Origin of the sequence: Nocardioides cremeus (assembly GCF_030518195.1) — a bacterium.
Lineage (GTDB): Bacteria > Actinomycetota > Actinomycetes > Propionibacteriales > Nocardioidaceae > Nocardioides > Nocardioides cremeus.
This window is the reverse complement of record NZ_JAULSC010000001.1, coordinates 166584-186700: the sequence shown is the minus strand read 5'-3', so window position 1 is coordinate 186700 and position 20117 is coordinate 166584. Positions and strand designations below refer to the sequence as shown.

Annotated in this window: 19 protein-coding genes, 1 tRNA gene and 1 pseudogene; 11 read left to right on the top strand and 10 right to left on the bottom strand. The window is 73.5% G+C overall.

Annotated features, from left to right (window positions below; genetic code table 11):
• The first annotated feature begins 75 nt into the window (after positions 1-75).
• Positions 76-744, top strand: coding sequence for a fasciclin domain-containing protein (locus QWJ41_RS00870; RefSeq protein WP_302705234.1), 669 nt, complete (start codon positions 76-78; stop codon positions 742-744).
• Between the two features lie 41 nt (positions 745-785).
• Here QWJ41_RS00870 and QWJ41_RS00865 read toward each other — a convergent pair whose 3' ends face one another.
• Positions 786-2315: an amidohydrolase gene (locus QWJ41_RS00865; protein ID WP_302705233.1), complete on the bottom strand. Its 1530-nt coding sequence runs from the start codon at positions 2313-2315 to the stop codon at positions 786-788.
• 64 nt (positions 2316-2379) lie between these two features.
• Between QWJ41_RS00865 and QWJ41_RS00860 the strand changes: the two genes are divergently transcribed.
• Positions 2380-3042, top strand: coding sequence for a hypothetical protein (locus QWJ41_RS00860; RefSeq protein WP_302705232.1), 663 nt, complete (start codon positions 2380-2382; stop codon positions 3040-3042).
• A gap of 12 nt (positions 3043-3054) precedes the next feature.
• Here QWJ41_RS00860 and QWJ41_RS00855 read toward each other — a convergent pair whose 3' ends face one another.
• From QWJ41_RS00855 to QWJ41_RS00840, 4 genes are all read right to left on the bottom strand, one after another.
• A complete protein-coding gene (locus QWJ41_RS00855) occupies positions 3055-4416 on the bottom strand; it encodes an HNH endonuclease signature motif containing protein (protein WP_302705230.1) in 1362 nt (453 codons plus the stop codon).
• Positions 4417-4519: 103 nt separating this feature from the next.
• Positions 4520-5095 carry a HEPN domain-containing protein gene (locus tag QWJ41_RS00850; RefSeq protein ID WP_302705229.1) on the bottom strand — a complete coding sequence of 192 codons (576 nt, stop codon included), beginning with the start codon at positions 5093-5095 and terminating at the stop codon, positions 4520-4522.
• A gap of 192 nt (positions 5096-5287) precedes the next feature.
• Complete coding sequence (locus QWJ41_RS00845; RefSeq protein ID WP_302705228.1) at positions 5288-5515, bottom strand: hypothetical protein; 228 nt, start codon at positions 5513-5515, stop codon at positions 5288-5290.
• 54 nt (positions 5516-5569) lie between these two features.
• Entirely contained in the window at positions 5570-6040 is a 471-nt protein-coding gene (locus QWJ41_RS00840; RefSeq protein ID WP_302705227.1) for a hypothetical protein, read from the bottom strand.
• 146 nt (positions 6041-6186) lie between these two features.
• Here QWJ41_RS00840 and QWJ41_RS00835 point away from each other — a divergent pair.
• From QWJ41_RS00835 to QWJ41_RS00825, 3 genes are all read left to right on the top strand, one after another.
• Positions 6187-6260 (top strand) — tRNA-Gly (locus QWJ41_RS00835).
• A 122-nt stretch (positions 6261-6382) separates the two neighbouring features.
• Positions 6383-7066 carry a hypothetical protein gene (locus QWJ41_RS00830; RefSeq protein ID WP_302705226.1) on the top strand — a complete coding sequence of 228 codons (684 nt, stop codon included), beginning with the start codon at positions 6383-6385 and terminating at the stop codon, positions 7064-7066.
• Positions 7067-7228: 162 nt separating this feature from the next.
• A complete protein-coding gene (locus tag QWJ41_RS00825; protein ID WP_302705225.1) occupies positions 7229-7558 on the top strand; it encodes a hypothetical protein in 330 nt (109 codons plus the stop codon).
• A 12-nt stretch (positions 7559-7570) separates the two neighbouring features.
• Here the strand turns inward: QWJ41_RS00825 and QWJ41_RS00820 are convergent, their stop codons facing one another.
• The 5 genes and pseudogenes from QWJ41_RS00820 to QWJ41_RS00800 form a co-directional block, all read right to left on the bottom strand.
• Positions 7571-7747: a hypothetical protein gene (locus tag QWJ41_RS00820; protein ID WP_302705224.1), complete on the bottom strand. Its 177-nt coding sequence runs from the start codon at positions 7745-7747 to the stop codon at positions 7571-7573.
• Positions 7748-8453: 706 nt separating this feature from the next.
• A pseudogene (locus tag QWJ41_RS22020) lies at positions 8454-8747 on the bottom strand (FAD-dependent oxidoreductase); the annotation flags it as partial.
• Positions 8748-8769: 22 nt separating this feature from the next.
• Entirely contained in the window at positions 8770-8991 is a 222-nt protein-coding gene (locus QWJ41_RS00810; protein ID WP_302705222.1) for a PspC domain-containing protein, read from the bottom strand.
• 106 nt (positions 8992-9097) lie between these two features.
• A complete protein-coding gene (locus QWJ41_RS00805; protein ID WP_302705220.1) occupies positions 9098-9700 on the bottom strand; it encodes a hypothetical protein in 603 nt (200 codons plus the stop codon).
• A gap of 18 nt (positions 9701-9718) precedes the next feature.
• Complete coding sequence (locus QWJ41_RS00800) at positions 9719-11203, bottom strand: serine/threonine-protein kinase (protein WP_302705218.1); 1485 nt, start codon at positions 11201-11203, stop codon at positions 9719-9721.
• A 35-nt stretch (positions 11204-11238) separates the two neighbouring features.
• Here QWJ41_RS00800 and QWJ41_RS00795 point away from each other — a divergent pair, with 35 nt between their 5' ends.
• The 6 genes from QWJ41_RS00795 to QWJ41_RS00770 all read left to right on the top strand — a co-directional run bounded on the left by QWJ41_RS00795 (position 11239) and on the right by QWJ41_RS00770 (position 20079).
• Positions 11239-11817, top strand: a complete 579-nt coding sequence (locus tag QWJ41_RS00795) for an RNA polymerase sigma factor (protein ID WP_302705217.1) — start codon at positions 11239-11241, stop codon at positions 11815-11817.
• The gene (locus tag QWJ41_RS00790; protein ID WP_302705216.1) at positions 11814-13289 is read left to right on the top strand and encodes a M1 family metallopeptidase; all 1476 of its coding nucleotides are present in this window, start codon (positions 11814-11816) and stop codon (positions 13287-13289) included. Before QWJ41_RS00795 ends, QWJ41_RS00790 begins: the two co-directional genes overlap by 4 nt.
• Before the next feature lie 19 nt (positions 13290-13308).
• Positions 13309-14298 (top strand): Rossmann-fold NAD(P)-binding domain-containing protein, encoded by a 990-nt coding sequence (locus QWJ41_RS00785; protein WP_302705215.1) that lies wholly within the window; start codon positions 13309-13311, stop codon positions 14296-14298.
• Positions 14299-14308: 10 nt separating this feature from the next.
• The gene (locus QWJ41_RS00780) at positions 14309-15781 is read left to right on the top strand and encodes a carboxyl transferase domain-containing protein (RefSeq protein ID WP_302705214.1); all 1473 of its coding nucleotides are present in this window, start codon (positions 14309-14311) and stop codon (positions 15779-15781) included.
• A 678-nt stretch (positions 15782-16459) separates the two neighbouring features.
• The gene (locus QWJ41_RS00775; RefSeq protein WP_302705212.1) at positions 16460-19219 is read left to right on the top strand and encodes an alpha/beta fold hydrolase; all 2760 of its coding nucleotides are present in this window, start codon (positions 16460-16462) and stop codon (positions 19217-19219) included.
• Positions 19216-20079 carry a DUF2705 family protein gene (locus QWJ41_RS00770; protein WP_302705211.1) on the top strand — a complete coding sequence of 288 codons (864 nt, stop codon included), beginning with the start codon at positions 19216-19218 and terminating at the stop codon, positions 20077-20079. The genes QWJ41_RS00775 and QWJ41_RS00770 overlap by 4 nt, the downstream gene beginning before the upstream one ends.
• The last annotated feature ends 38 nt before the right edge of the window (positions 20080-20117 follow it).

The window sequence follows — 20117 nt, the reverse complement described above, 5'->3', positions numbered from 1 at the left end:
CGCCCGTGTGACGGCGAACACTCTTGAAAGGCGCCCTTGAGGGAGGGGGCCGTCACTACGGAGGGAACAACCGTCATGAGCACCATCAAGAACCGGATCGTCGCGACCCTCGCCACGACCGGACTGCTGGTCGGCACGGGTATGGCCACCACCGCTCCGGCGCAGGCCGGGGAGGACGAGAACGCCAAGGGGGGCGGCGGCTACGGCGACACCAGCCTGGCCGAGGTCCTCGCCGCGGACGGCAACAAGTTCGACCGCACGGGCAAGGACTTCGACGTCCTCGACCGGGTCGTGCGCGTCGTGCTGAGGAACAAGCCGGACAGCGCGGTCGGGGTGCTGGCCGACGGCGACTTCAAGGCGACCGCCTTCCTGCCCAACGACTTCGCGTTCAAGAAGCTGACCCGCAACCTGGTCGGCAACAAGGCGGCGCGCACCGAGCGGCGCGCCGCGAAGGCCCTTGTCAAGAATGTCGACGTCGACACGCTCGAGACCGTGCTGCTCTACCACGTGGTCCCCGGCAAGCCGCTGGACTCGGGAGCCGTGGCCGGGGCCGACGGCGCCGAGCTCGAGACCGCCCAGGGCGGGATCGTCACGGTCGACGTCAACGGCAAGAACGGCTCGATCACGCTCGTCGACCAGGACCCCGACAACAAGGACCCCCGGGTCGTGGCCGTCGACATCAACAAGGGCAACAAGCAGATCGGGCACGCGATCAACCGCGTGCTGCGCCCGGTCGACCTCTGAGCAGGACCCACGCCCGAGCGGCGTACGGCCGGGGCCGGGGGTCAGTCGAAGGTGGTGAACACCTCTCGGCCGGCCACCCAGGTCCCGGCCACCTGCATGTCGCGCAGCTGACGGGCCTGCTCCTCGGCGGAGCCGTGCGGCAGCGGGTCGGCGTCGAGGAGCACCAGGTCGCCGCGGCTGCCCGCGCCGACGGTAGGCTGGGCGTCCACGGAGGCCGAGAGCACCTCCTGCGGGGTCAGGGCGTGCTCGCCGTGCCAGGCCTCGCGCTCGTCGCCGCTGCGGTGCACCGCGGCGGCCATCGCCAGCCACGGGTCGAGCGGCGAGACGGGCGCGTCGGAGCCCATCGCCAGCGCGACACCGTCGTCGAGCATCCAGCGGAAGGCGAAGCAGCGCGCCGAGCGGTCGCCCCAGATCCGGTCGGTCAGGTCGCGGTCGTCGAGCAGGTGGGCCGGCTGCACGCTGGCCCGGATGCCCAGGCGGGCCATCTCGCGCACGTCGGCGCGGTTGACCATCTGGGCGTGCTCGATCGAGCCGCGCGCGCCCGTCTCGGCGTACGACGCCAGCGCCTCGGCGACAGCGGCGTCGCCGATGGCGTGCGTGGCGACCTCGAGTCCCGCGGTGTGGGCGGTGCGCAGCAGGTCGCGCAGCTCGGCGCCGGAGAGGTTGGGCTGCCCGGAGGGGTACTCGAGGCGGTGGGCGTCGCCGTAGGGCTCGCAGCACCAGGCGGTGCGGGTGTTGAGGGAGCCGTCGCTGATGATCTTGAGCGGGCCCATGGTCAGGCGCGGGTCGACCGGGCCGGCGCCGAGCAGGTCGAGGCGCAGCGGGTCGCCGCTGCGCAGGCCGTGGGCGAGCACCGGCTCGAGGCCCTCGGCGTACGTCGCCATCCGCACCCGCAGCACGTCACAGCCCTCGACCCAGCGCTCGGCCCACTCGGCGGCGCCGCCGCTGAACTCGAAGTCGACGAGGCCGGCGACGCCCATGGAGGCGGCGTGATCGAGGGTGCGGCGGTAGGCCTCGGGCGAGGTGCCGTCGTTGCCGACGAGGCTGGCCAGGCGGGGGTAGGCGGCGAACCACTCGGCCTCGCGGACCACGGAGTCGCGCACCGGCATGGCGAGGAAGAGCAGGGCGACGGTGTTGAGCCAGGCGTGGTGGCCGTCGCCGGAGATCAGCACCACGGGGGTCTCGCCGGAGACGGCGTCGAGCTCGCTGACGGTGACGTCGCGGTCCCAGCCGGCGGAGCGGTGGCCCCAGCCGATGACGGGCAGGTCGGGGTACTCCGCGACCCGCTCGGCGACCATCGCGAGCGCGGCCTCGGGGCTGCGGGCACCGGCGAGGTCGAGGCGACCGGAGGAGAGGGTCCACTGCGCCAGGTGCACGTGCTGGTCCCAGAGGCCGGGGATCACCCAGCGCCCGTCGGCCTGCACCTCGGGCGCGCCGGCGGGTCGGTCGAGGCTCTCGCCGACGGCCGTGACGACGCCGTCGGTGACCTGCACGTCGATCGGCTCGCGGGGCACCTCGTCGCCAGCGTGCACCGGGACAAGGCGCGCGCGGCGGATGATCAGGCTGCTCATGGCGCAACGGTAGGGCCGGGACAGCCGCACCGACGAAGCGGCACCGAGGGTCTACCGTGAGCGCGTGAGCGCGCGCGGACTCGGGTCGGCCACCGCCGTGGTGGTGCTGCTCGCCCTCGGGGGCGGGGTGGCGGGGTACGCCGTCGCGCGCGCCGGCCACGAGCCGCCCACGCCGATCGGCGAGGTGCGCCCGCTGGTGGCGGTCGACCCGGCGTACCCGACGGACCGGCCGGTGCTGGTACGCGAGGACCGCGACGAGCCGCCGCTGGCCGACCGCGTGGCGCTGCGACGGGTGGTGCTGGGCACGCCGCCGTTCACGGTGTCGCTGGCCGTGCCGCGCGACTGGGTGCGCAGCGACTCGGCCGGTGGCGAGTGGCGCTGGTACCCGCCACCGGGGCCCGACGCGGCCGAGAACCTCTACTTCCTGCGGGTGCGCCAGGTGGCGAACCTCTTCCAGAGCGTGCCCGCGGCGCGGGCGGCGCGACGCTCGGCGTTGTCGACCGCCTCGGAGGTGCAGGAGCTGGAGGTGGTCGAGGAGAGGTACGACGGCCTCGAGGTCAGCTACGTCTCGGAGGGCTACCGGCGGCACTCGCTGGAGCGCTGGCTGACGACGCCGGGCAGCGGCGAGACGGCGCAGTACTACTTGGGCATGATCGGGCGCGGGGTCGACCGTGACGCGATGGTGGGGTTGTTGGACCGGATCGCGCTGAGCGCCGAGAGCGGGTAGCCCCCGCCGGTCTCAGGCGGCCTGGTCGATGCGGCGGGTGCCGGTGGGGTCGACGAGGTAGATGGCACCGAAGCGGTCGCGCCAGAGGAAGATGCCGGGGAAGGGTTGCTTGACCCGCAGGTGTCCAAAGGTCTTGGCGCGGTGGTGGCTGGTGGTCAGCGGTCCGTAGTTCCCGACCTCGCTCGACCCACCGGCCACCCCGGGCGCCCAGGGGTCGGTGTGGTCTGTCTGCATCGTGTTGCTGGTGCAGGAGGAATAGGGGAACACGTCGGCCGGCGATATCAGTCGCACGGCCCGCCTATGTCGCGCCGGGATCTCGTAGGCATCGACGGGTACTTGTCCGAGTGGGTCGAAGACCGGGCGGATCGTGAACCTCGCGTGCGGGCCGAGGACCTCGCGGACCCATTCGCGGGTCACCGGACCGTGGCCCTCGACCCGCCCGATCGCCGGGACCCTATCCGTGCCGCTGTCGGTGTGGATGTCGTGGCCGTCGAGGTGGACCACCACCTCCACCCTCGGTGTGAGCCCGGTCAGGTCGAGGGCCTCGGGGGCGGCGTCGGGGTGGGCGAGCATCAGCACCGCCAGCACCCGGCGCTCGTCGGCGCACACCACCGTGGTCGCCTCGTCGGGCTGCTCCTCCCCGACCGGCTGACGGATCGGGTCGGCGGCGTGCGGGTCATCTGGCAGCTGTTCGCGCAGCCGCTCGGCCAGCGCCCCGACGGCGGCGTCGAGCTGGGCGATGACCGGGATCGGGGCGCGGATCAGGAACGAGGCCATCCCGTGCTCGGGTGTGCCGACGATCTTCGCGAACGTCGCCCGACGGGCACGTTCCTCCTTCTCCCGCGCCAGCTCCGGTGCCGCGGCCGCGACCTTGCCGACCACCAGCGCCTCGAACCGCGTCCACGGGATCCGGCCATCAGCGGACTCCGCGACCTCCGCGTCGACCCAGGCGGCCTCGGGTTCGGTCAGTTCACGGGTCTTGGTGACCACGAACCGGGCGTAGGAGGACCGCACCTCCCCGGCCACCACCCGTGCCCACAGGACGGGGTGGCGGTGGTGCAGGTCCTGCGCGTCCGCGATCAACGCCGCCGCCGCGTGGGTGGTGCGCCCGATCCGCACACCCAGCTCGGCGGCCGCGAACTCGCTGACCGGCGCGGTGCCCTCCCCGCCGTACTGGCGGGCCTTCTCCCGACCCGGCAGCACCGCCACCTTGGGGTCCATAACTCCGGGGCGGGCGGGGTCGTGGAGCACCGCCCACCGGTACGCGACCCGCAACAACCCCACCTCGGCCCGCTGCGCCGTGGTCGCGAGCTCGGCAGCGGTGTCGAGGACAGCGTCCTCCGACATCTCCTCCACCACCGCGTCCTTGAGCATGAGTCCAGCCAAGCACCAGCCACCGACAGTCCCGATCTAGTCGCAGACCGACGCTGTGGAGGACATCGCGACCGACGGCATTCCGCCGCCATCAGCCACCACGTCACCGCTCCTCTGCGTCGCGAGCGGCGAAGGGATCGCTTCCCACTGCATCCAGGAGGAAGTTCCCAAGTGTGCTGTCCATCGACTCCGCCAGGCCACTGGTCAGCTGGTAGAAGTCCGAAACCTGTCGCTTGGCGATCGTCGTACGAGCGGCCCGGTGTGCGAGCTCTCCGCGGCGCACGAGATGCTCATCCAGCGCAGACCTTGGGTCAGTCGCGCGTACCGAAGTCCAGCTGGTCGTGATGCTTTGAATGCCTAGGGTTCGCCGAAACAGCTCATCGACGTTCCCCGCCTTCGGTGAGTTGAAGACTGTCTCGCGGCACAACCTCCTAGCCCGGTTCTTGACGACCTCTCGCCAACCAGTGCCCGCTAGAACCCACGGGCTCAGCTCATGCGGATCGGCCCTGACGTCCTTTGCGACCGCTCGGCGGATTGCTACAGGAAGCGAGTGCGGGTCTGCGGTGGCTCCGATCAATTCGTCGAGAGTCTCGGCGAGGACGTCTTCGCAGTACGATTCCCATAGCGCAGCGACCAGCAGGTAAGTGCCTTTGTTGGCCGGGCCGAGGTGCCGTTTCACTGCCCGGCTCGTCTTAGCCGCCTGATGCAGGGTCCACAAAGACCGTACGTCGCTGCTGTTGTTATGAAATGAGACCCGCGCCTGGCTTCGCGGCCCGACCAGGGCCCCTCCCTTCGGCGCGGTCACATCCGCCCCTGCATTTCATGCACGACGGCAGTGTGTCGCCCTGCACCGACAATGGGCGACGAACGCTCAATATGGCCGAGCAAAGTCCCGATGGACCAGCCCAGCACTCATCGCGCCGTACCCCCACCCCCGAGCAAGCACTCCCCGCACCGCCTCCGCCAGCTCTGACCGGCGGCCCATCAGGCCGGCGGAGTAATCGCCGAGCAGGTCGACGACGTGGTCGCCATCGACGGTGGTGAGCACTGCTCCCTCGGCACCGTCGACGCGTACGCCGAAGGGTTTGGTGTGCAGCACGGACCTGGTGTTACCGCCGGGCATCGGCTCAGCCCAAGCGTCCGAGTCGGACGGTCAGTCCCGAGCCGGCCGGTAACCCCACTCCAGGGCACTCTCACGCGATCGCGCGCGACCGCGGAGCCGGATGGTCCCTCGCGGGCCGCCCTTCGTGCCGCGCTGGGCGGCCCGACGGGCCCCGGCCACGACGTGCACACGCTGCGCAAACACCACGAAGCGCGACTCCTCCACGGGGCTCCCCGCCGGGGTGACGTCCACCGCGAGCCACAACCCGTCCGGCTCGAAGCCGACGACGGCTTTCCCCGTGTCAGCGCGCTCCTTGCCCACGGCGGCGGAGGTGAGCTGGAGGTCGAACTCGACCGCTCGGGCGTGCGCCCCGCGGGTCCTCCGCAGCAGCTGCGTCGCCTCGACGAACGCCCGCTCCTCCGAGGAGATGGTGCCCGCGGGGATCCACGGCGCCCGTGGGCCCGCGGCGTCGATCTCGGGGCGGACCTTGTCGCCGTTGACCCAGACGTCTCCCCAGCTCATCCACGCATCCTCGCACTGGTCCTGGGACCGACGTCCGGAGGAGGTGCCGGGCGGTCGACTGCGCCCGGCCCCAGACCCCTCGGTTCGTCTCGTTCCCAGCGATGGTCCATAGTTGACCCCTGCCGGGCTCGCCAGAGGCCGGCTCCGCGGACGTGGTGTAGTTGCAGCGCGCTTCCCTTCCAGGGAAGAGGTCGAGGTTCAAATCCTCGCGTCCGCTCCACAAGCTCAGTACGCCTCACGCTGGCCAAGCGGAGGCACACCGGTCGACACTGCCTGATGGAGCCATCACGCAGGCCGACCACCACCGCCCCCGGTGACGCCGGGCGTCCCGACCCGTCCTGGGTGACGCTCTACAGGGTCGGGGGCTACGCGGCGATCGTCTACGTGCTGCTGGTGGCGATCCCGGTGGTGCTGATCTTCACGGCGCCGCTGCCGCCCACCGAGGGCCGCGAGCTGCTCGAGTACATCGCCGACCACAAGGTCGTCTACCTGACCCAGCTGCTCTGCTTCGTCGGGCTGGCGGTGCCCGCGCTGGTGGTCTTCACCGCCGTCGCCGTGGCCCTCAAGGGCGTCGACAAGTCGGTGGCCGCCATCGGCGCGCTCCTCGGGATCGTCTCCGAGGTCATCGCGCTCGCCACCGCCGCGAGTCCCCAGTCGCTGCAGGGCGGACTGGTGCTGCTCAGCAGCTCCTACGCCGAGGCCGAGACCGAGGCCGAGCGGGCGGGGCTGGCCATCTCGGCCGACGCGCTCATCGCCTCCACCAACGCCGTCGGCTGGGGCGGGGTCCTCACCGCCGCGGCCATCCTGATCCTCTCCACCCTCATGCGGCACAGCTGCTTCGGCAGGACCGTGGCCTACCTCGGCGTGGTCACCGGGGCGCTGGGCATCGTCTCCGAGGCGCTGCAACCCGTGCTCGGGCTCGGCTACCTGTTCTACGGGCTGCTCCTGCCCACCTGGTTCGCGCTGGTCGCCTGGAAGCTCCTCACTGCAGGTCCGGGTGCCGTCGGCGCATCGCCTCGGGGCTGACCTGGCGTGTGCACGACGTACGCCATTCACGCCGGGCTGCTCTGAGGGGCGAGCGGTGCCCCACCACACGGGGTGAGATCTCCTCAGATCGAGGGATTCCGCCCGCCGACGGCCAGGACGAGGATGGGCCGGTCAGGACGTCGGCGGAGAGGGAGACAGGTCATGAGTCGTTGGGTGGGAGTGGGCGCGGTCGCGGTGGGGCTGGTGCTGTCAGGAGGCGGGGCGGCGAGCGCAGGCGAGGTGAACGGCAACGGGGAGGAGATCCCCGCGCCCGATCGCGCCTCCTCGGAGTGCGTCTTCTCCGGCCTCGACACCGCGGACTCGGTCGAGGGGAACCCTCCGGGCTTCGACGACGACGCGCTGGCTGAGCGAGGCAACCAGAGTCCTGCGGGCGTCGAGCGCTACCACGGCGTGCAGAGCTACGGCATCTTCGTGCGCGCGGGTCTGAAGGGTGCCGTGCCGTCGCCCGGCCAGGCGTGCAGGGGCCGCTGACGGCGAGCCGGCCTACACCTTCCCGCGCAGGATCCGCATGAAGTAGGTCAACGGCAGCCCGTAGCGGTCGGCGTACCAGGTGGCCATCCGCGGCTTGGTGAGGTCGGGGAACGGCACGCTGGGTGAGGGGCGGCCGTCGCGGTCGACCTCGACGAGCATCAGGCGGCGCTTCGAGGTCGTGATCGGCATGACGGTGTAGCCGTCGTAGTGCTGCCGGGGGCGCGGAGCCGGCGGTGGTGATGTTGTGGGAGAGCACCTCGACCTGCTTGCGCAGGCCACCGCCGGAGGGACGGGTGCGCAGGTCGGCGACGTCTCCGAGCGACCAGACCGACGGGTGCCGGCGGTGCCGCATCGTCTGCGGGTCGACGTCGACGAGCCCGGCCTCGCTCTCCCCCTCCAGGTCGCTCTCGACCACCCACCGCGGCGCCCGGTAGTGCGGCACGACGTGGGCGTAGGTGACGTCGTCGAGCTCGACCTCCCCCTCGGGCGTCGTCACGGTGACGCGGCGGTCGGCGAGGCCGGTGACCCGGCCCTCGCGCAGCACCCGCACGCCGTACGACGCCAGCACCCGCTCGAGACGCTCGTCGGGACCGGCCAGGCCCAGGGGCGTGGGGCCCGGGAGCACCAGGTGCACCTCGATGTCGTCAAGCAGGCCCTGGCGGCGCCAGTGGTCGCAGGCCATGAAGAGCGGCTTGAGGGCGGTGGCGCCGCAGGGCGCGGGCTCGGGCGGCACCGTGAAGACGACCCGGCCGGTGCGCAGGTGGCGCAGCGCGGGCCAGACGACCGGGGCCGTCTCGACCACGAAGGTCGACCCGGCCCAGCCCTGCTCCTGCGCCTCCTGCAACCCGGGAGTGGCGGCCCAGTCCTCCTCGAGGCCCGGGCAGACCACGAGCGTGGTGCAGCCGACCTCGCGACCGCTGGCCAGCCGCACGCTCGGGCCTGCGGGATCGACGCCGACCACCTGGTCCTCGATCCAGGTGGCACCCTCGGGCATCACCTTCGCCGCGGGTCGCTCGAGAGACGACATGCTCGCCTCGCCGGAGCCCACGTAGTTGAGCAGTGGTCGGTAGCGGTGCACGGACTGCGACTCCACGACGGCGACGTCCTCGGCGCCGTCGCGCAGCAGCCGAGCCGCGAGCGAGACGCCGGCATTGCCGCCGCCGATGACCAGGACCTCGTGGCGCTCCATCAATTCAACGTAGCCCCGGTGGCTACACCCCTGCGTCCTCGTCGGGCATCAGGATCCACAGCACCGGGTAGATCAGCAGCTGGCTGCCCGGCACGACCATCAGGATCAGGACGAACAGCAGCCGCGCGACCCACGGGCCGAGGCCGAAGCGGCGACCCAGGCCGGCGCAGACACCCCCGATGAGCCGGTCCTGGCGGGGGCGTACGAGGCCCTGGTTGCCGAAGCTGGTGCGGATGTCGGTCATGGCATTCCTCCCTGGTGGTGGCTGATGGCTCCAGTGTGGATCGCCTGGGCACGGCAGGCCATCGGGTTCGCCCCTGACTCGACCCTGAGCTCCCCGCCTGTGATCCCTAGCCGGGCGGCTCCTCCTCGGCGGCACCGCGGCGCTTGAGCCGCCTCGAGCCGGGGATGCCCTCCACGATCTGGCCCATCGCCTCGAATCGTTCGGCCAGCGCGTTCAGCTCGGGGGTGAGGGCGCCCAGGTTCGTCAGGGCCGGGCTGATCAGGTCGATGACCTCGGGCGTCAGGTCGAGCAGCCGTGCCACGGCGTCGGCGTGCCGGGGTGCGAGCACGACGCCGGCCTGGTCGAGCACCGGCTGCAGGTGCAGCAGGGCCGGGGCACACGCGTCGAGCAGCCCCTGCAGGCGCTGCACCTGGGTCTCGGCGAGCGCGGAGACCTCGCCGATCTCGCCGGCCACGGTGTCCGCCTTCGACGCCACCAGGTCGGCGCGCGCCGCGATGCCGGCGATCTCGTCGACGAGGAGCTCGAGACGGTCGACGAGCCGCACCACGCGCACCGCCAGCGCGGCGGCCTGCTCGACCACGTCGGTGGCGTCGGCGACGAGCCGGCGACCCGTCTCGACCGCCTGGCCCGGCAGACGGACCGCCGTCACCGCGCCGCCGACGAGGCGGCCCAGGAGGCTCGGGGTGGTGCTCGTGGTGACGGTGGCCATGCCGAGCAACGTACGCGCTCAGATGCCGGAGGTCCTCACACTGTCGAGCACCCGGTTGGCCGCTGCCCGGTCGAGGCTGCGCACCTGCACCCACAGCAGCCGGTTGCCGGCGACCTGCAGCACCCGCTCGACCACGACCCCGCTGCCGCCGCAGCCGGTGTGCAGCACCGTGACCGACGGCGTCTCGCCGTCCTCGACCACCGGTGACTGCTCCTCCTCGCACTCGGGATGGGTCGGCATCAGCTCGGGCAGGGCACTGCCGGGCATCAGGCCCAGGAAGGCGCCCTCGGCCTCGCGGCCCGGGTCGGTCCAGGCCGGGTCGGTGCCCACCGACAGGGCGGCGTAGGAGCCGCTGCCGTCGGGGCCGGCCCATCCCTCGCCGCCGACGCTGCGCTCCCAGTCGGCCGGCACCTCGACCGAGAGCGTGCCGCCCTCGTCGCTGACGCTGCGCAGGTCGGGGCGGGTCTCGCGCTCGACCGCCTGCCCGGCCCATGCTCCCCCGGCCGCGGCCAGCGCCCCGGCCACGACCGTCGCGGCTACCAGGCCACGTCGGCGCCGACGCACCGGCGGCTCGGGCTCGGCCAGCGGGTCCGACGGGGCGTGCAGCGAGGGCCGGTTGCCGGGCTGGGTCAGCTCGGGGTCGACCGGCAGCCACGGCGCGGTGGACGCGCCGTCCGCCCCGCGCACCGCCGGCGCGAGCACCGCGCCCAGCTCGGCCACGAACCTCTCCACGTCGGGCCAGCGCTCCTCGCGCTCCACCGCCAGCGCGCGGCGTACGACGCCGTCGACGGCCGCGGGCAGGTCGCCGCCCAGCGGCGCCGGCGGCTGCGGGTCGGCGGCGGCGCGCAGGCTGGCGTGGGAGAAGGCCGGTCGCCCGGCGAGCAGGAGGTAGGCCACCGCGGCCAGGGAGTACTGGTCGGCGCGGGCGTCGGGGGCCTCGGCCTGCGCCTGCTCGGGCGCCACGTAGGAGGGGCTGCCGGCGACCATCGTCAGCCGCGACGACACGTCGAGCGCCTTGCCCAGCCCCAGGTCGCCGAGCATCGCGCGGACCTCGCCCTCGACGGTGCGGAACAGCACGTTGGCCGGCTTCACGTCGCGGTGCAGGATGTCGCGCGCGTGCAGCGCGGTCAGCCCCGAGCCGACCTGGCGCACGATCTCGAGCGACTGTGCGGCGCTGAGCCCGTCGATCTCGAGCCGGTCGGCCAGGGTGCCCTGGTCGGCGTACGACATCACCAGGTAGGGCCGGCCGTCGTCGAGCTCGCCGGCGTCGTAGACGCTCACGACGTGGGGCGACTCGACGCGGCGCAGGTAGCGTCCCTCCTCGAGGAAGCGGCGGCGCACCTGCGCGTCGTCGGTCCAGTTGTCGGCCAGGACCTTCACCGCGACCGGGGAGTCGAGGTGCTCGTCGTAGGCCAGCCACACGGTCGCGAAGCCACCCGAGCCGATCCGCCGGCGCACGGCGTAGCGGCCCAGGCGCTGCGGGATCCGCTGACCGGTGGACACCCAGGCATGATGGGCCATCGAGTAAAGGGAGACCAGTGGGCGCACCGGAGGCGTACGACGCCGACCAGATCGACGACCTGGCCCGACGGGCGCAGGCCGGGGACCGCACTGCCCTCGAGGAGCTGCTGACCGCGGTCCGGCCGCGGGCGCTGCGCGTCTGCCAGGGCGTGCTGCCGCACTCCGCCGACGCCGAGGACGCCTGCCAGGAGGCGCTGATCAACATCGCCGGCAAGATCGGCGGCTGGGCCGGGCGCGGGCGCTTCACCACCTGGATGCACGCGGTCGCGGTCAACAGCGCCCGCTCCACCTACCGCCGGATGAAGAACCAGGCCGTGCCCGCCGACCCGCAGGCCGAGGGCGGCGGACGCCTCGAGCGCCCCGACCCCCGCACCACCAGCGTCATCGCCGGCACCCGCCTCGACCTGCTCGAGGCGATGGAGACGCTCGAGCGCGAGCACCCCCAGCTGGTCGAGCCGCTGCTGCTGCGCGACGTCTACGGCCTGCCCTACGACGAGATCGCCAGCCTGCTCGGCCTCCCGCTGGGCACCGTCAAGGCCCAGATCCACCACGGCCGGCGGCTGGCCCGCCCGCTGCTGCGCGGGGACGACGCGTGAGGCGCGCGCTGCTGGGCGTGCCGCTGCTCGCGCTCGCCGCGTGCTCGGGCGCGACCGAGGAGCCGCTGCTCGAGCGGCCCGCCGGCGCCGGGGCACCGGCCCTCGTGGTGCCGGCCGCGGCCGCGGAGGCGGCGTACGACGGCGTGGACGACCCGGCACTCGACGTCGCGCTCAACGAGCCGGTCGAGGACTCGGTCTACCCGCGCATCGGCGACCCGGGCGTGGACGCGCTGCACTACGACCTCGACCTGGCCTGGGATCCCGACGCGGAGGTGCTCACCGGTCGCCAGGTGCTGCTGCTGCGCTCGACCGAGGACGACGACGAGCTGCAGCTCGACCTGAGTCCCGAGCTGCGGGTCGGCTCGGTGCTGGTCGACGGCGAGGAGGTCGACTTCCGCCACGAGGGCAAGGACCTGGTGGTGGTCGCCGACGTGGAGGCCGACGAGCGCTACGAGCTCGCGCTCGACTTCGAGGGCACCCCGCTGCCGGTGCCCGCGCCCACCACCCGCGGCGACTTCGCCACCAACGGCTGGACCACGATGCCCGACGGCTCGACCTGGACCATGCAGGAGCCGCACGGCGCCTACACATGGTACGCCGTCAACGACCACCCCTCCGACAAGGCGCTCTACGACATCGCGGTGACGGTGCCCGAGCCGTTCACCGGCATCGCCAACGGCGAGCTCGTCGACACCACCGAGGCCGACGGGCTGCGCACCACGACCTGGCACCTGGCCGAGCCGGCGGCGTCGTACCTGATGACGATCGCGACCGGCGACTACGTGCTCACCGAGGACGAGTCGGCCAGCGGGGTGCCGATCCAGTACTGGGTGCCGCGCGAGCGGCAGCGCCTCGCACGCGCCCTGGCCCCGACCCCCGAGGGGCTGGCGTGGCTCGAGGAGATCCTGGGCCCCTACCCCTTCGACACCCTCGGCATCCTGCTCGTCGACAGCGAGAGCGGCATGGAGACCCAGACCATGATCACGCTCGGGATGACCGACTACACCACCTCGCCCGCCGTGGTCGTCCACGAGCTCGCGCACCACTGGTACGGCGACGACGTGACGCCCTCGGACTGGCGCGACGTGTGGATGAACGAGGGCATGGCGATGTACCTGCAGGGCATGTGGGAGGCCGAGCAGGAGGACTACACGCTCGAGCAGCTGATGGACTACTGGGCCTCCTTCGAGGACGAGGAGCGCGCCGCCGCCGGCCCGCCCGCCGACTACGACCCGGCCACCTTCGGCGAGTCCAACATCTACTACGGCCCCGCCCTGATGTGGCACGAGCTGCGCCGCGACCTCGGCGACGAGCTGTTCCTCGAGCTGGTGCGAGCCTGGCCGGCCGAGCACCAGAACGCCACGTCGTCCTACGACGAGATCACCGCCTGGTGGTCGGAGCGCTCCGGGCGCGACCTCGCCGGGTTCTTCGACGACTGGTTGCTCGGGGAAGTCACGCCGGCTCGGGGGTAGCGGGTGCGAGGCTGACCCCATGCGGTTCCTGGTGCTGGGCGGCTCGGTCTTCCTGTCGCGGGCGGTGGCGGTCGAGGCGGCCGCCCGCGGCCACGAGGTCACGGCGGCCTGCCGCGGCTCCTCGGGCGCGGTGCCCGAGGGCGTGCGGCACGTCGCGGTCGACCGGGTCGCCGGGCTGCCCGACGAGCTCACCTCGACGGCGTACGACGCCGTGGTCGACGTGGCCCGCACGCCCTCGTGGGTGCGGGCGGCGGTCGCGACGTGGCCCGGCGCGCACTGGACCTTCGTGTCCTCGATCAACGTCTACGCCGACGACACCACCCGCGGCGGGCGCCCCGGCACCCTGCCGCTGCGCGAGCCCCGAGACGACGCCGACCTGCACGAGGAGCCCGAGGCCTACGGTCCGATGAAGGCCGCCTGCGAGCAGGCGGTGCTCGACGAGGCGGGCCAGGCCCTCGTGGTGCGGCCCGGGCTGATCGTCGGGCCCGGCGACCCCACCGGTCGCTTCACCTACTGGCCCGCGCGGCTCGACGAGGTCGGTGACGGGGAGGCGGTGCTGGCCGGCGGGTCACCCGACGACCAGGTGCAGGTCATCGACGTGCGCGACCTGGCCGGCTGGCTGGTCGACGCCGCCGAACGGGGCCTGACCGGCGTCTTCGACGGGGTCGGCCCCGCGGTGCCGCTCGGCCGGCTGCTCGACGAGGTGGCCGCCGGGGTCGGCGCAGCGCCGCGCTGGAGGTGGGTCGACGACGAGGCGCTCGCGGCGGCGGGGGTGACCCCGTGGATGGGCCCGCGCTCGCTGCCGCTGTGGCTGCCGCGACCGGCGTACGACGGCATGCTCGCGCACGACTGGACCCCCTCGCGCGACGCGGGGCTCACCGTCCGTCCCCTCGCCGAGACCGCCGCCGACACGCTGGCGTGGCTGCGGGCGACGCCGGAGGCGGTGGTCACCGGGTTGACGCGGGCCGAGGAGCGAGAGGTGCTCACACGGCTGCCCCGGGAGCCCTAGCCTTCGCACCATGACGCGGCTGACCTCCCACGACCTCATCGACCTCGTGCTCGACGAGGGGTCGTGGCGCAGCTGGGACGAGGCGCCGGCGTACGGCGAGATCAGCGAGCAGTACGGCGCCGAGCTCGCGGCGGCGCGCGAGAAGGCCGGCACCGACGAGGCGGTGGTGACCGGCGAGGGCGTGCTGCGCGGGCGCCGGGTGGCAGTGGTGCTGGGCGAGTTCGGCTTCCTGGCCGGCTCGATCGGGCGGGCCACGGCCGACCGGCTGGTCGCCACCATCAAGCGGGCCACCGCGGAGGGGCTGCCGCTGCTGGCCGCCCCGATCAGCGGCGGCACCCGGATGCAGGAGGGCACGCCGGCGTTCGTGCAGATGGTGCGCATCGCCGAGGCGGTGATGGCGCACAAGACGTCGGGGCTGCCCTACCTGGTCTATCTGCGCCACCCCACGACCGGCGGCGTGATGGCCAGCTGGGGTTCGCTGGGCCACGTGACGGTCGCGGAGCCCGGTGCGCTGGTGGGCTTCCTGGGCCCGCGGGTCTACCAGGCGCTCTACGGCGAGGACTTCCCCGAGGACGTGCAGACCTCGGAGAACCTCTACGCCCGCGGCATCATCGACGCCGTCGTCGCCCCGCAGGACATCGCCGACATCCTGCACCGCGCCCTCGACATCATGCTGCCCCCGCGCGAGCAGATGGCCCAGGTGCCCGACCCCGGCGACGACGCCGTGCCCGACGTCGACACGTGGGAGGCGGTCACCCGCTCGCGCGACCCCGAGCGCCCCGGCGTACGCCGCCTGCTGCGCTACGCCGCCTCCGACGTCGTGCCGCTCAACGGCACCGGGCAGGGCGAGGCCGACCCGGGGCTGCTGATCGCGCTGGTGCGCTTCGGCGACGTGCCGTGCGTCTTCCTCGGCCAGGACCGGCGCGGCCAGACCAAGGCGCACCCGCTCGGACCGGAGGCGCTGCGCGAGGCGCGGCGCGGGATGCGGCTGGCCTCCGAGCTGCGGCTGCCGCTGCTGACCGTCATCGACACCCAGGGTGCGGCGCTGAGCGTGAACGCCGAGAACGGCGGCCTGGCCGGCGAGATCGCCCGCTGCCTGGGCGACCTGGTCACCCTCGACGCGCCCACGCTGAGCCTGATGCTCGGCGAGGGCAACGGCGGCGGGGCGCTGGCGCTGCTGCCGGCCGACCGGGTGGTGGCCGCCCAGCACGCGTGGCTCTCGCCGCTGCCGCCCGAGGGCGCCAGCGCGATCGTGCACCGCGACCTCGACCACGCCCCCGAGATGGCGCGCCAGCAGCGGGTGCGGGCCCTCGACCTGCACGAGGCCGGCATCGTCGACCGCGTCGTGGCCGAGCACCCCGACGCCGCCGAGGAGCCCGAGGAGTTCTGCCGCCGCGTCGGCGCCGTGCTCGCCCACGAGCTGGCCGGTCTGCTGACCCGCGGCGCCGGCAGCCCCGAGGAGCGGGTGCGCCGCTACGAGTGACACCCGCCGTTGGTCGAGCAGCGAGGGCCGAAGGCTCGAGCGACGCCGAGACCCCGCGAGAACCCGGCGTACGGCGGGCGGGCACCTCACCGGGTCTCGGCGACGCTCCTCGCTGGCGCTCGTCACTGCTCGACCAACGGCGGTCGTTGGTCGAGCAGCGAGGGCCGAAGGCTCGAGCGACGCCGAGACCCCCTCACCCCATGGCGTACGGCGAGCACGTCACTCACCGGGTCTCGGCGACGCTCCTCGCTGGCGCTCGTCACTGCTCGACCAACGGCGGTCGTTGGTCGAGCAGCGAGGGCCGAAGGCTCGAGCGACGCCGAGACCCCCTCACCCCATGGCGTACGGCGAGCACGTCACTCACCGGGTCTCGGCGACGTTCCTCGCTGGCGCTCGTCACTGCTCGACCGACGGAGCGCACCGCCGTTGGTCGAGCAGCGAGGGCCGAAGGCTCGAGCGACGCCGAGACCCAGTGAGTCCATGGCGTACGGCGGGCGGGCACCTCACCGGGTCTCGGCGACGCTCCTCGCTGGCGCTCGTCACTGCTCGACCAACGGCGGGGCGGCCCCCGGCGTACGGCGAGCACGTCGGTCACCGGGTCTCGGCGTCGCTCCTCGCTGGCGCTCGTCACTGCTCGACCAACGGCGGTGGTGACGGGGCACCCTGTTGACTGGCGGCATGCGCGCCCGCTCCACTGCCGCCCTCGCGGGCGCCCTCGCCCTGGCCCTCGCCGCCCCGGTGGCCCTGCTCTCTCCCGCGACCGCGACCGGGGCGGGCGGAGTGGAGGTCACCGAGGCGCTGGTCGCGGTCGGTCCCGAGCCCGGCGGCGCCGAGGTCGAGCTCGACACCTCGGTGTTCGTGCCCGACGGCGACGGCCCGCACCCGGCGGTGCTGCTCACCCACGGATTCGGCGGCAGCAAGGACGACCTGGTCGAGCAGGCCGACGACCTGGCGGACGACGGCTACCTGGTGCTGACCTACACCGCCCGCGGCTTCGGCGCCTCCGGCGGGCGCATCCACCTGGCCGACCCCGACTACGAGATCGCCGACGCCCGGGCGCTGGTCGACGTGCTCGCCGAGCGCGACGACGTCGTCACCGACGCCGACGGCGACCCGCGCGTCGGCCTCGTCGGGGCGTCGTACGGCGGCGCGGTGTCGCTGATGACCGCCGCCACCGACCCCCGCGTCGACACCGTGGTCGCGGCCATCACCTGGCACGACCTGGCCGAGTCGTTCTTCCCCCAGTCGGTGCGCGACAGCGACCTCCCGGGACCGTTCAAGCAGCTGTGGGCGTCGCGGTTCTTCCTCTCCACCGCCGCCCAGGGCATGGGCGAGGTGCTGGGGCGGACGTCGGGCCGGGCGCCCGCGGCCGGCGCCGTCTGCGGGCGGTTCGCCCCCGAGGTGTGCCGGCTGTTCCTCGAGGCCACGGAGACCGGGGAGCCCAGCCCCGCGCTGCTGGACCTGCTGGGCGAGCACAGCCCGGCGCCGCTGCTCGACGACCTCGACGCCCCGACGTACCTGGTGCAGGGCATGGCCGACACGCTCTTCGGCGTCGACCAGGCCGAGGCCACCGCGGAGGTGCTGCGCGAGCAGGGCACGCCGGTCGCGGTGCGCTGGAGCGACGGCGGCCACGACGACCTCGGCGGCTCCCTGGAGGCCGACACCGCGACCATCGAGCCGTGGCTCGAGCACTACCTGCGCGGCCCCGGGGTCGACGAGGCCACCGACCTGCCGATCCCGGCGTTCAGCTGGGTGCTGCCGCGCAGCCGCGGCCAGGACGCCTCGACCGTGCAGAGCACCGACGACCCCGGCTCGACGACGTACGAGTCGCTCTCGCTCGAGGGCGAGGCGCAGCCCGTGGCCAACCCGCCGGGCGGCGAGCCCCAGTCGATCACCGCGGTGCCGTCGACCGGCGGGGCGGTCGACGAGTTCAGCGACGTGGTCTCGACCTACCCGTTGGCGGCCCTGCCGGGCCAGTCAGCCTCCTTCGACACCGCCGAGCTCGACGAGGCCCGCACCGTCGTCGGCTCGCCGCGGGTGCGCCTCACCGTCACCTCGACCGGGCGCAGCAGCACCCTGTTCCTGAGCCTGTGGCAGGTCGTCAACGGCGTCCCCGAGCTGGCGCGGCGCCTGGTCGCCCCGGTCACCGTGGCCACCACGCCGGGCGAGGAGACCGTCGTCGAGGTGGCGCTGCCGGGCGGCACGTGGGAGGTGCCCGTCGGCTCGCGGCTGCGGGTGCTGGTGACCTCGACCGACCAGACGTACGCCGCCCCGCGCACCGCCCGCGCCGACCTGGTGCAGGCCAGCGACCTGCGGCTGCCCGCGGTCGACGGCGCCGAGGTGCTGGCCACCGACGGCGGCGGCCTCGACGACGAGGTCGTGGGCCTGCTGGTCGCGATCGGCGTCGTGGCTCTCGGGCTGCTGCTCGCGGCGCTGGTGGGCCGACGCCGCAGCCACGGCCCCGTCGACCCCGACCTGGCCGACGTGCCGCTGGTGGTCGAGAGGCTGGTCAAGACGTACGCCGACGGCCACCGCGCCGTCGACGACGTGTCGTGGCGCGCCGAGCGCGGGCAGGTCGTGGGCCTGCTGGGCCCCAACGGCGCCGGCAAGACCACGACGCTGCGGATGGTGATGGGCCTGATCGCACCCGACTCCGGGCAGGTGCACGTGCTGGGGCGCCGGGTCGGTCCGGGCACGCCGGTGCTGGCGCGCGTGGGGGCGCTGATCGAGGGGCCGGGGTTCCTGCCGCACCTCAGCGGCCGCGCCAACCTCGAGGCCTACTGGGCCGCCACCGGCCGCGACCAGGCCGAGGCCGGCTACGAGGAGGTCCTCGAGATCGCGGCGCTGGGCGGCGCGGTCGAGCGTCCGGTGCGCACCTACAGCCACGGCATGCGCCAGCGGCTCGGGATCGCCCAGGCGATGCTGGGGCTGCCCGAGGTGCTGGTGCTCGACGAGCCGACCAACGGGCTCGACCCGCCGCAGATCGCCGGGCTGCGGCCCGTGCTGGCCCGGTACGCCGCCGCCGGCCGCACCGTGGTCGTCTCCAGCCACCTGCTCGCCGAGGTCGAGCTGACCTGCTCGCACGTGGTGGTGATGCACGCCGGCCGGGTGGTCACCACCGGCACCGTGGCCGAGCTGGTCGACTCCACCGACACCACCGTGGTGACGCTGGCGCCGGGCAGCGACCCGGACGTCCTGGCCGACGCGCTGCGCGGCCTCGAGGGCGTCACCGAGGTCGAGTCCGTGCCCGACGTCGACGAGCCGCACGTGGTGGTCGTCGCCGACCTGGCTCGCGCCGAGGTGGTGCGCGCGGCCGCCGGCAGCGGCGCCGACGTGGTCGGCGTGAGCAGCCGCCGCCAGCTCGAGGAGGTCTTCCTCGGCGTGATCGCCGCGGCCTCCGGCTCCGACCCCGACCTCAGGCAGGTGCGTTCGCGATGACTCCCTCCACGACCGCCAGCTCCACGACCGCCGGCTCGACGGCGACCCTGCCCGGACGGCCGCTGTCGCTGCGCGCCGAGCTGCGCCGCCAGCTGTCGCGCCGACGGACCCTGTGGTCGTTCGTGCTGCTGCTGGCGCTGCCGCTGGTGATCGTGGCCGCCTTCGCGCTCGGCGACGGCGACCCCAGCGAGGGCAGCCTGGTCGACCTGGCCACCGGCGGCGCGGCCAACTTCGCGATCTTCACCACCGCGGTGTCCTCGTCGTTCCTCCTGATCGTGCTGGCCGCGCTGTTCGTGGGCGACTCGCTGCCCTCGGAGGCGTCGTGGTCGACGCTGCGCTACCTGCTGCTGGCGCCGGTGCCGCGGGCGCGGCTGCTGGCCAGCAAGCTGGTCATCGGCCTGCTGAGCACCGCCGTGGCGGTGGTGGCGCTGATCGGCTGGTCGCTGCTGGTCGGGCTGGTCTTCTACGGCCCGGCCGACTTCCGCAGCCTCAGCGGCGGCAGCCTCGACTGGGCGACCTTCGGGCCACGACTGGCGCTGATCGCGGCGTACCTCGTCATCACCCTCCTGCCCGTCGGCGCCATCGCCTTCGCGCTGGGGGTGCGCACCGACGCGCCGCTGGCGGCCGTGGGCGGCGCGGTGATGGTGACGATCGTGTCCGCGATCCTCGACCAGATCGACAACCTCGGCTCGCTGCGCAACGCGCTGCCGCTGCACGACGCGGGCGCCTGGTTCTCGCTGCTGCGGGCCGAGGTGGTCTGGGACGACCTGGTGCAGGGCACCCTGTGGTCGGTGCTCTACACGCTGGTCTTCGTGGGGCTGGCGTTCTGGATGTTCCGCCGCAAGGACGTGCTCAGCTGAGCGACGGGGTCGTCGGGAGACGGGCGTAGCCCCGGCCC

What these genes read in the sequence shown, in the direction of transcription:
- QWJ41_RS00785 (WP_302705215.1), top strand. Translation starts at nt 13,309, where the DNA reads ATGCGGTTCCTGGTGCTGGGCGGCTCGGTCTTCCTGTCGCGGGCGGTG.
- QWJ41_RS00840 (WP_302705227.1), bottom strand. Translation starts at nt 6,040, where the DNA reads ATGAGCTGGGGAGACGTCTGGGTCAACGGCGACAAGGTCCGCCCCGAG.
- QWJ41_RS00810 (WP_302705222.1), bottom strand. Translation starts at nt 8,991, where the DNA reads ATGACCGACATCCGCACCAGCTTCGGCAACCAGGGCCTCGTACGCCCC.
- QWJ41_RS00775 (WP_302705212.1), top strand. Translation starts at nt 16,460, where the DNA reads ATGCGCGCCCGCTCCACTGCCGCCCTCGCGGGCGCCCTCGCCCTGGCC.
- QWJ41_RS00820 (WP_302705224.1), bottom strand. Translation starts at nt 7,747, where the DNA reads ATGCCGATCACGACCTCGAAGCGCCGCCTGATGCTCGTCGAGGTCGAC.
- QWJ41_RS00855 (WP_302705230.1), bottom strand. Translation starts at nt 4,416, where the DNA reads ATGCTCAAGGACGCGGTGGTGGAGGAGATGTCGGAGGACGCTGTCCTC.
- QWJ41_RS00805 (WP_302705220.1), bottom strand. Translation starts at nt 9,700, where the DNA reads ATGGCCACCGTCACCACGAGCACCACCCCGAGCCTCCTGGGCCGCCTC.
- QWJ41_RS00770 (WP_302705211.1), top strand. Translation starts at nt 19,216, where the DNA reads ATGACTCCCTCCACGACCGCCAGCTCCACGACCGCCGGCTCGACGGCG.
- QWJ41_RS00825 (WP_302705225.1), top strand. Translation starts at nt 7,229, where the DNA reads ATGAGTCGTTGGGTGGGAGTGGGCGCGGTCGCGGTGGGGCTGGTGCTG.
- QWJ41_RS00780 (WP_302705214.1), top strand. Translation starts at nt 14,309, where the DNA reads ATGACGCGGCTGACCTCCCACGACCTCATCGACCTCGTGCTCGACGAG.
- QWJ41_RS00870 (WP_302705234.1), top strand. Translation starts at nt 76, where the DNA reads ATGAGCACCATCAAGAACCGGATCGTCGCGACCCTCGCCACGACCGGA.
- QWJ41_RS00865 (WP_302705233.1), bottom strand. Translation starts at nt 2,315, where the DNA reads ATGAGCAGCCTGATCATCCGCCGCGCGCGCCTTGTCCCGGTGCACGCT.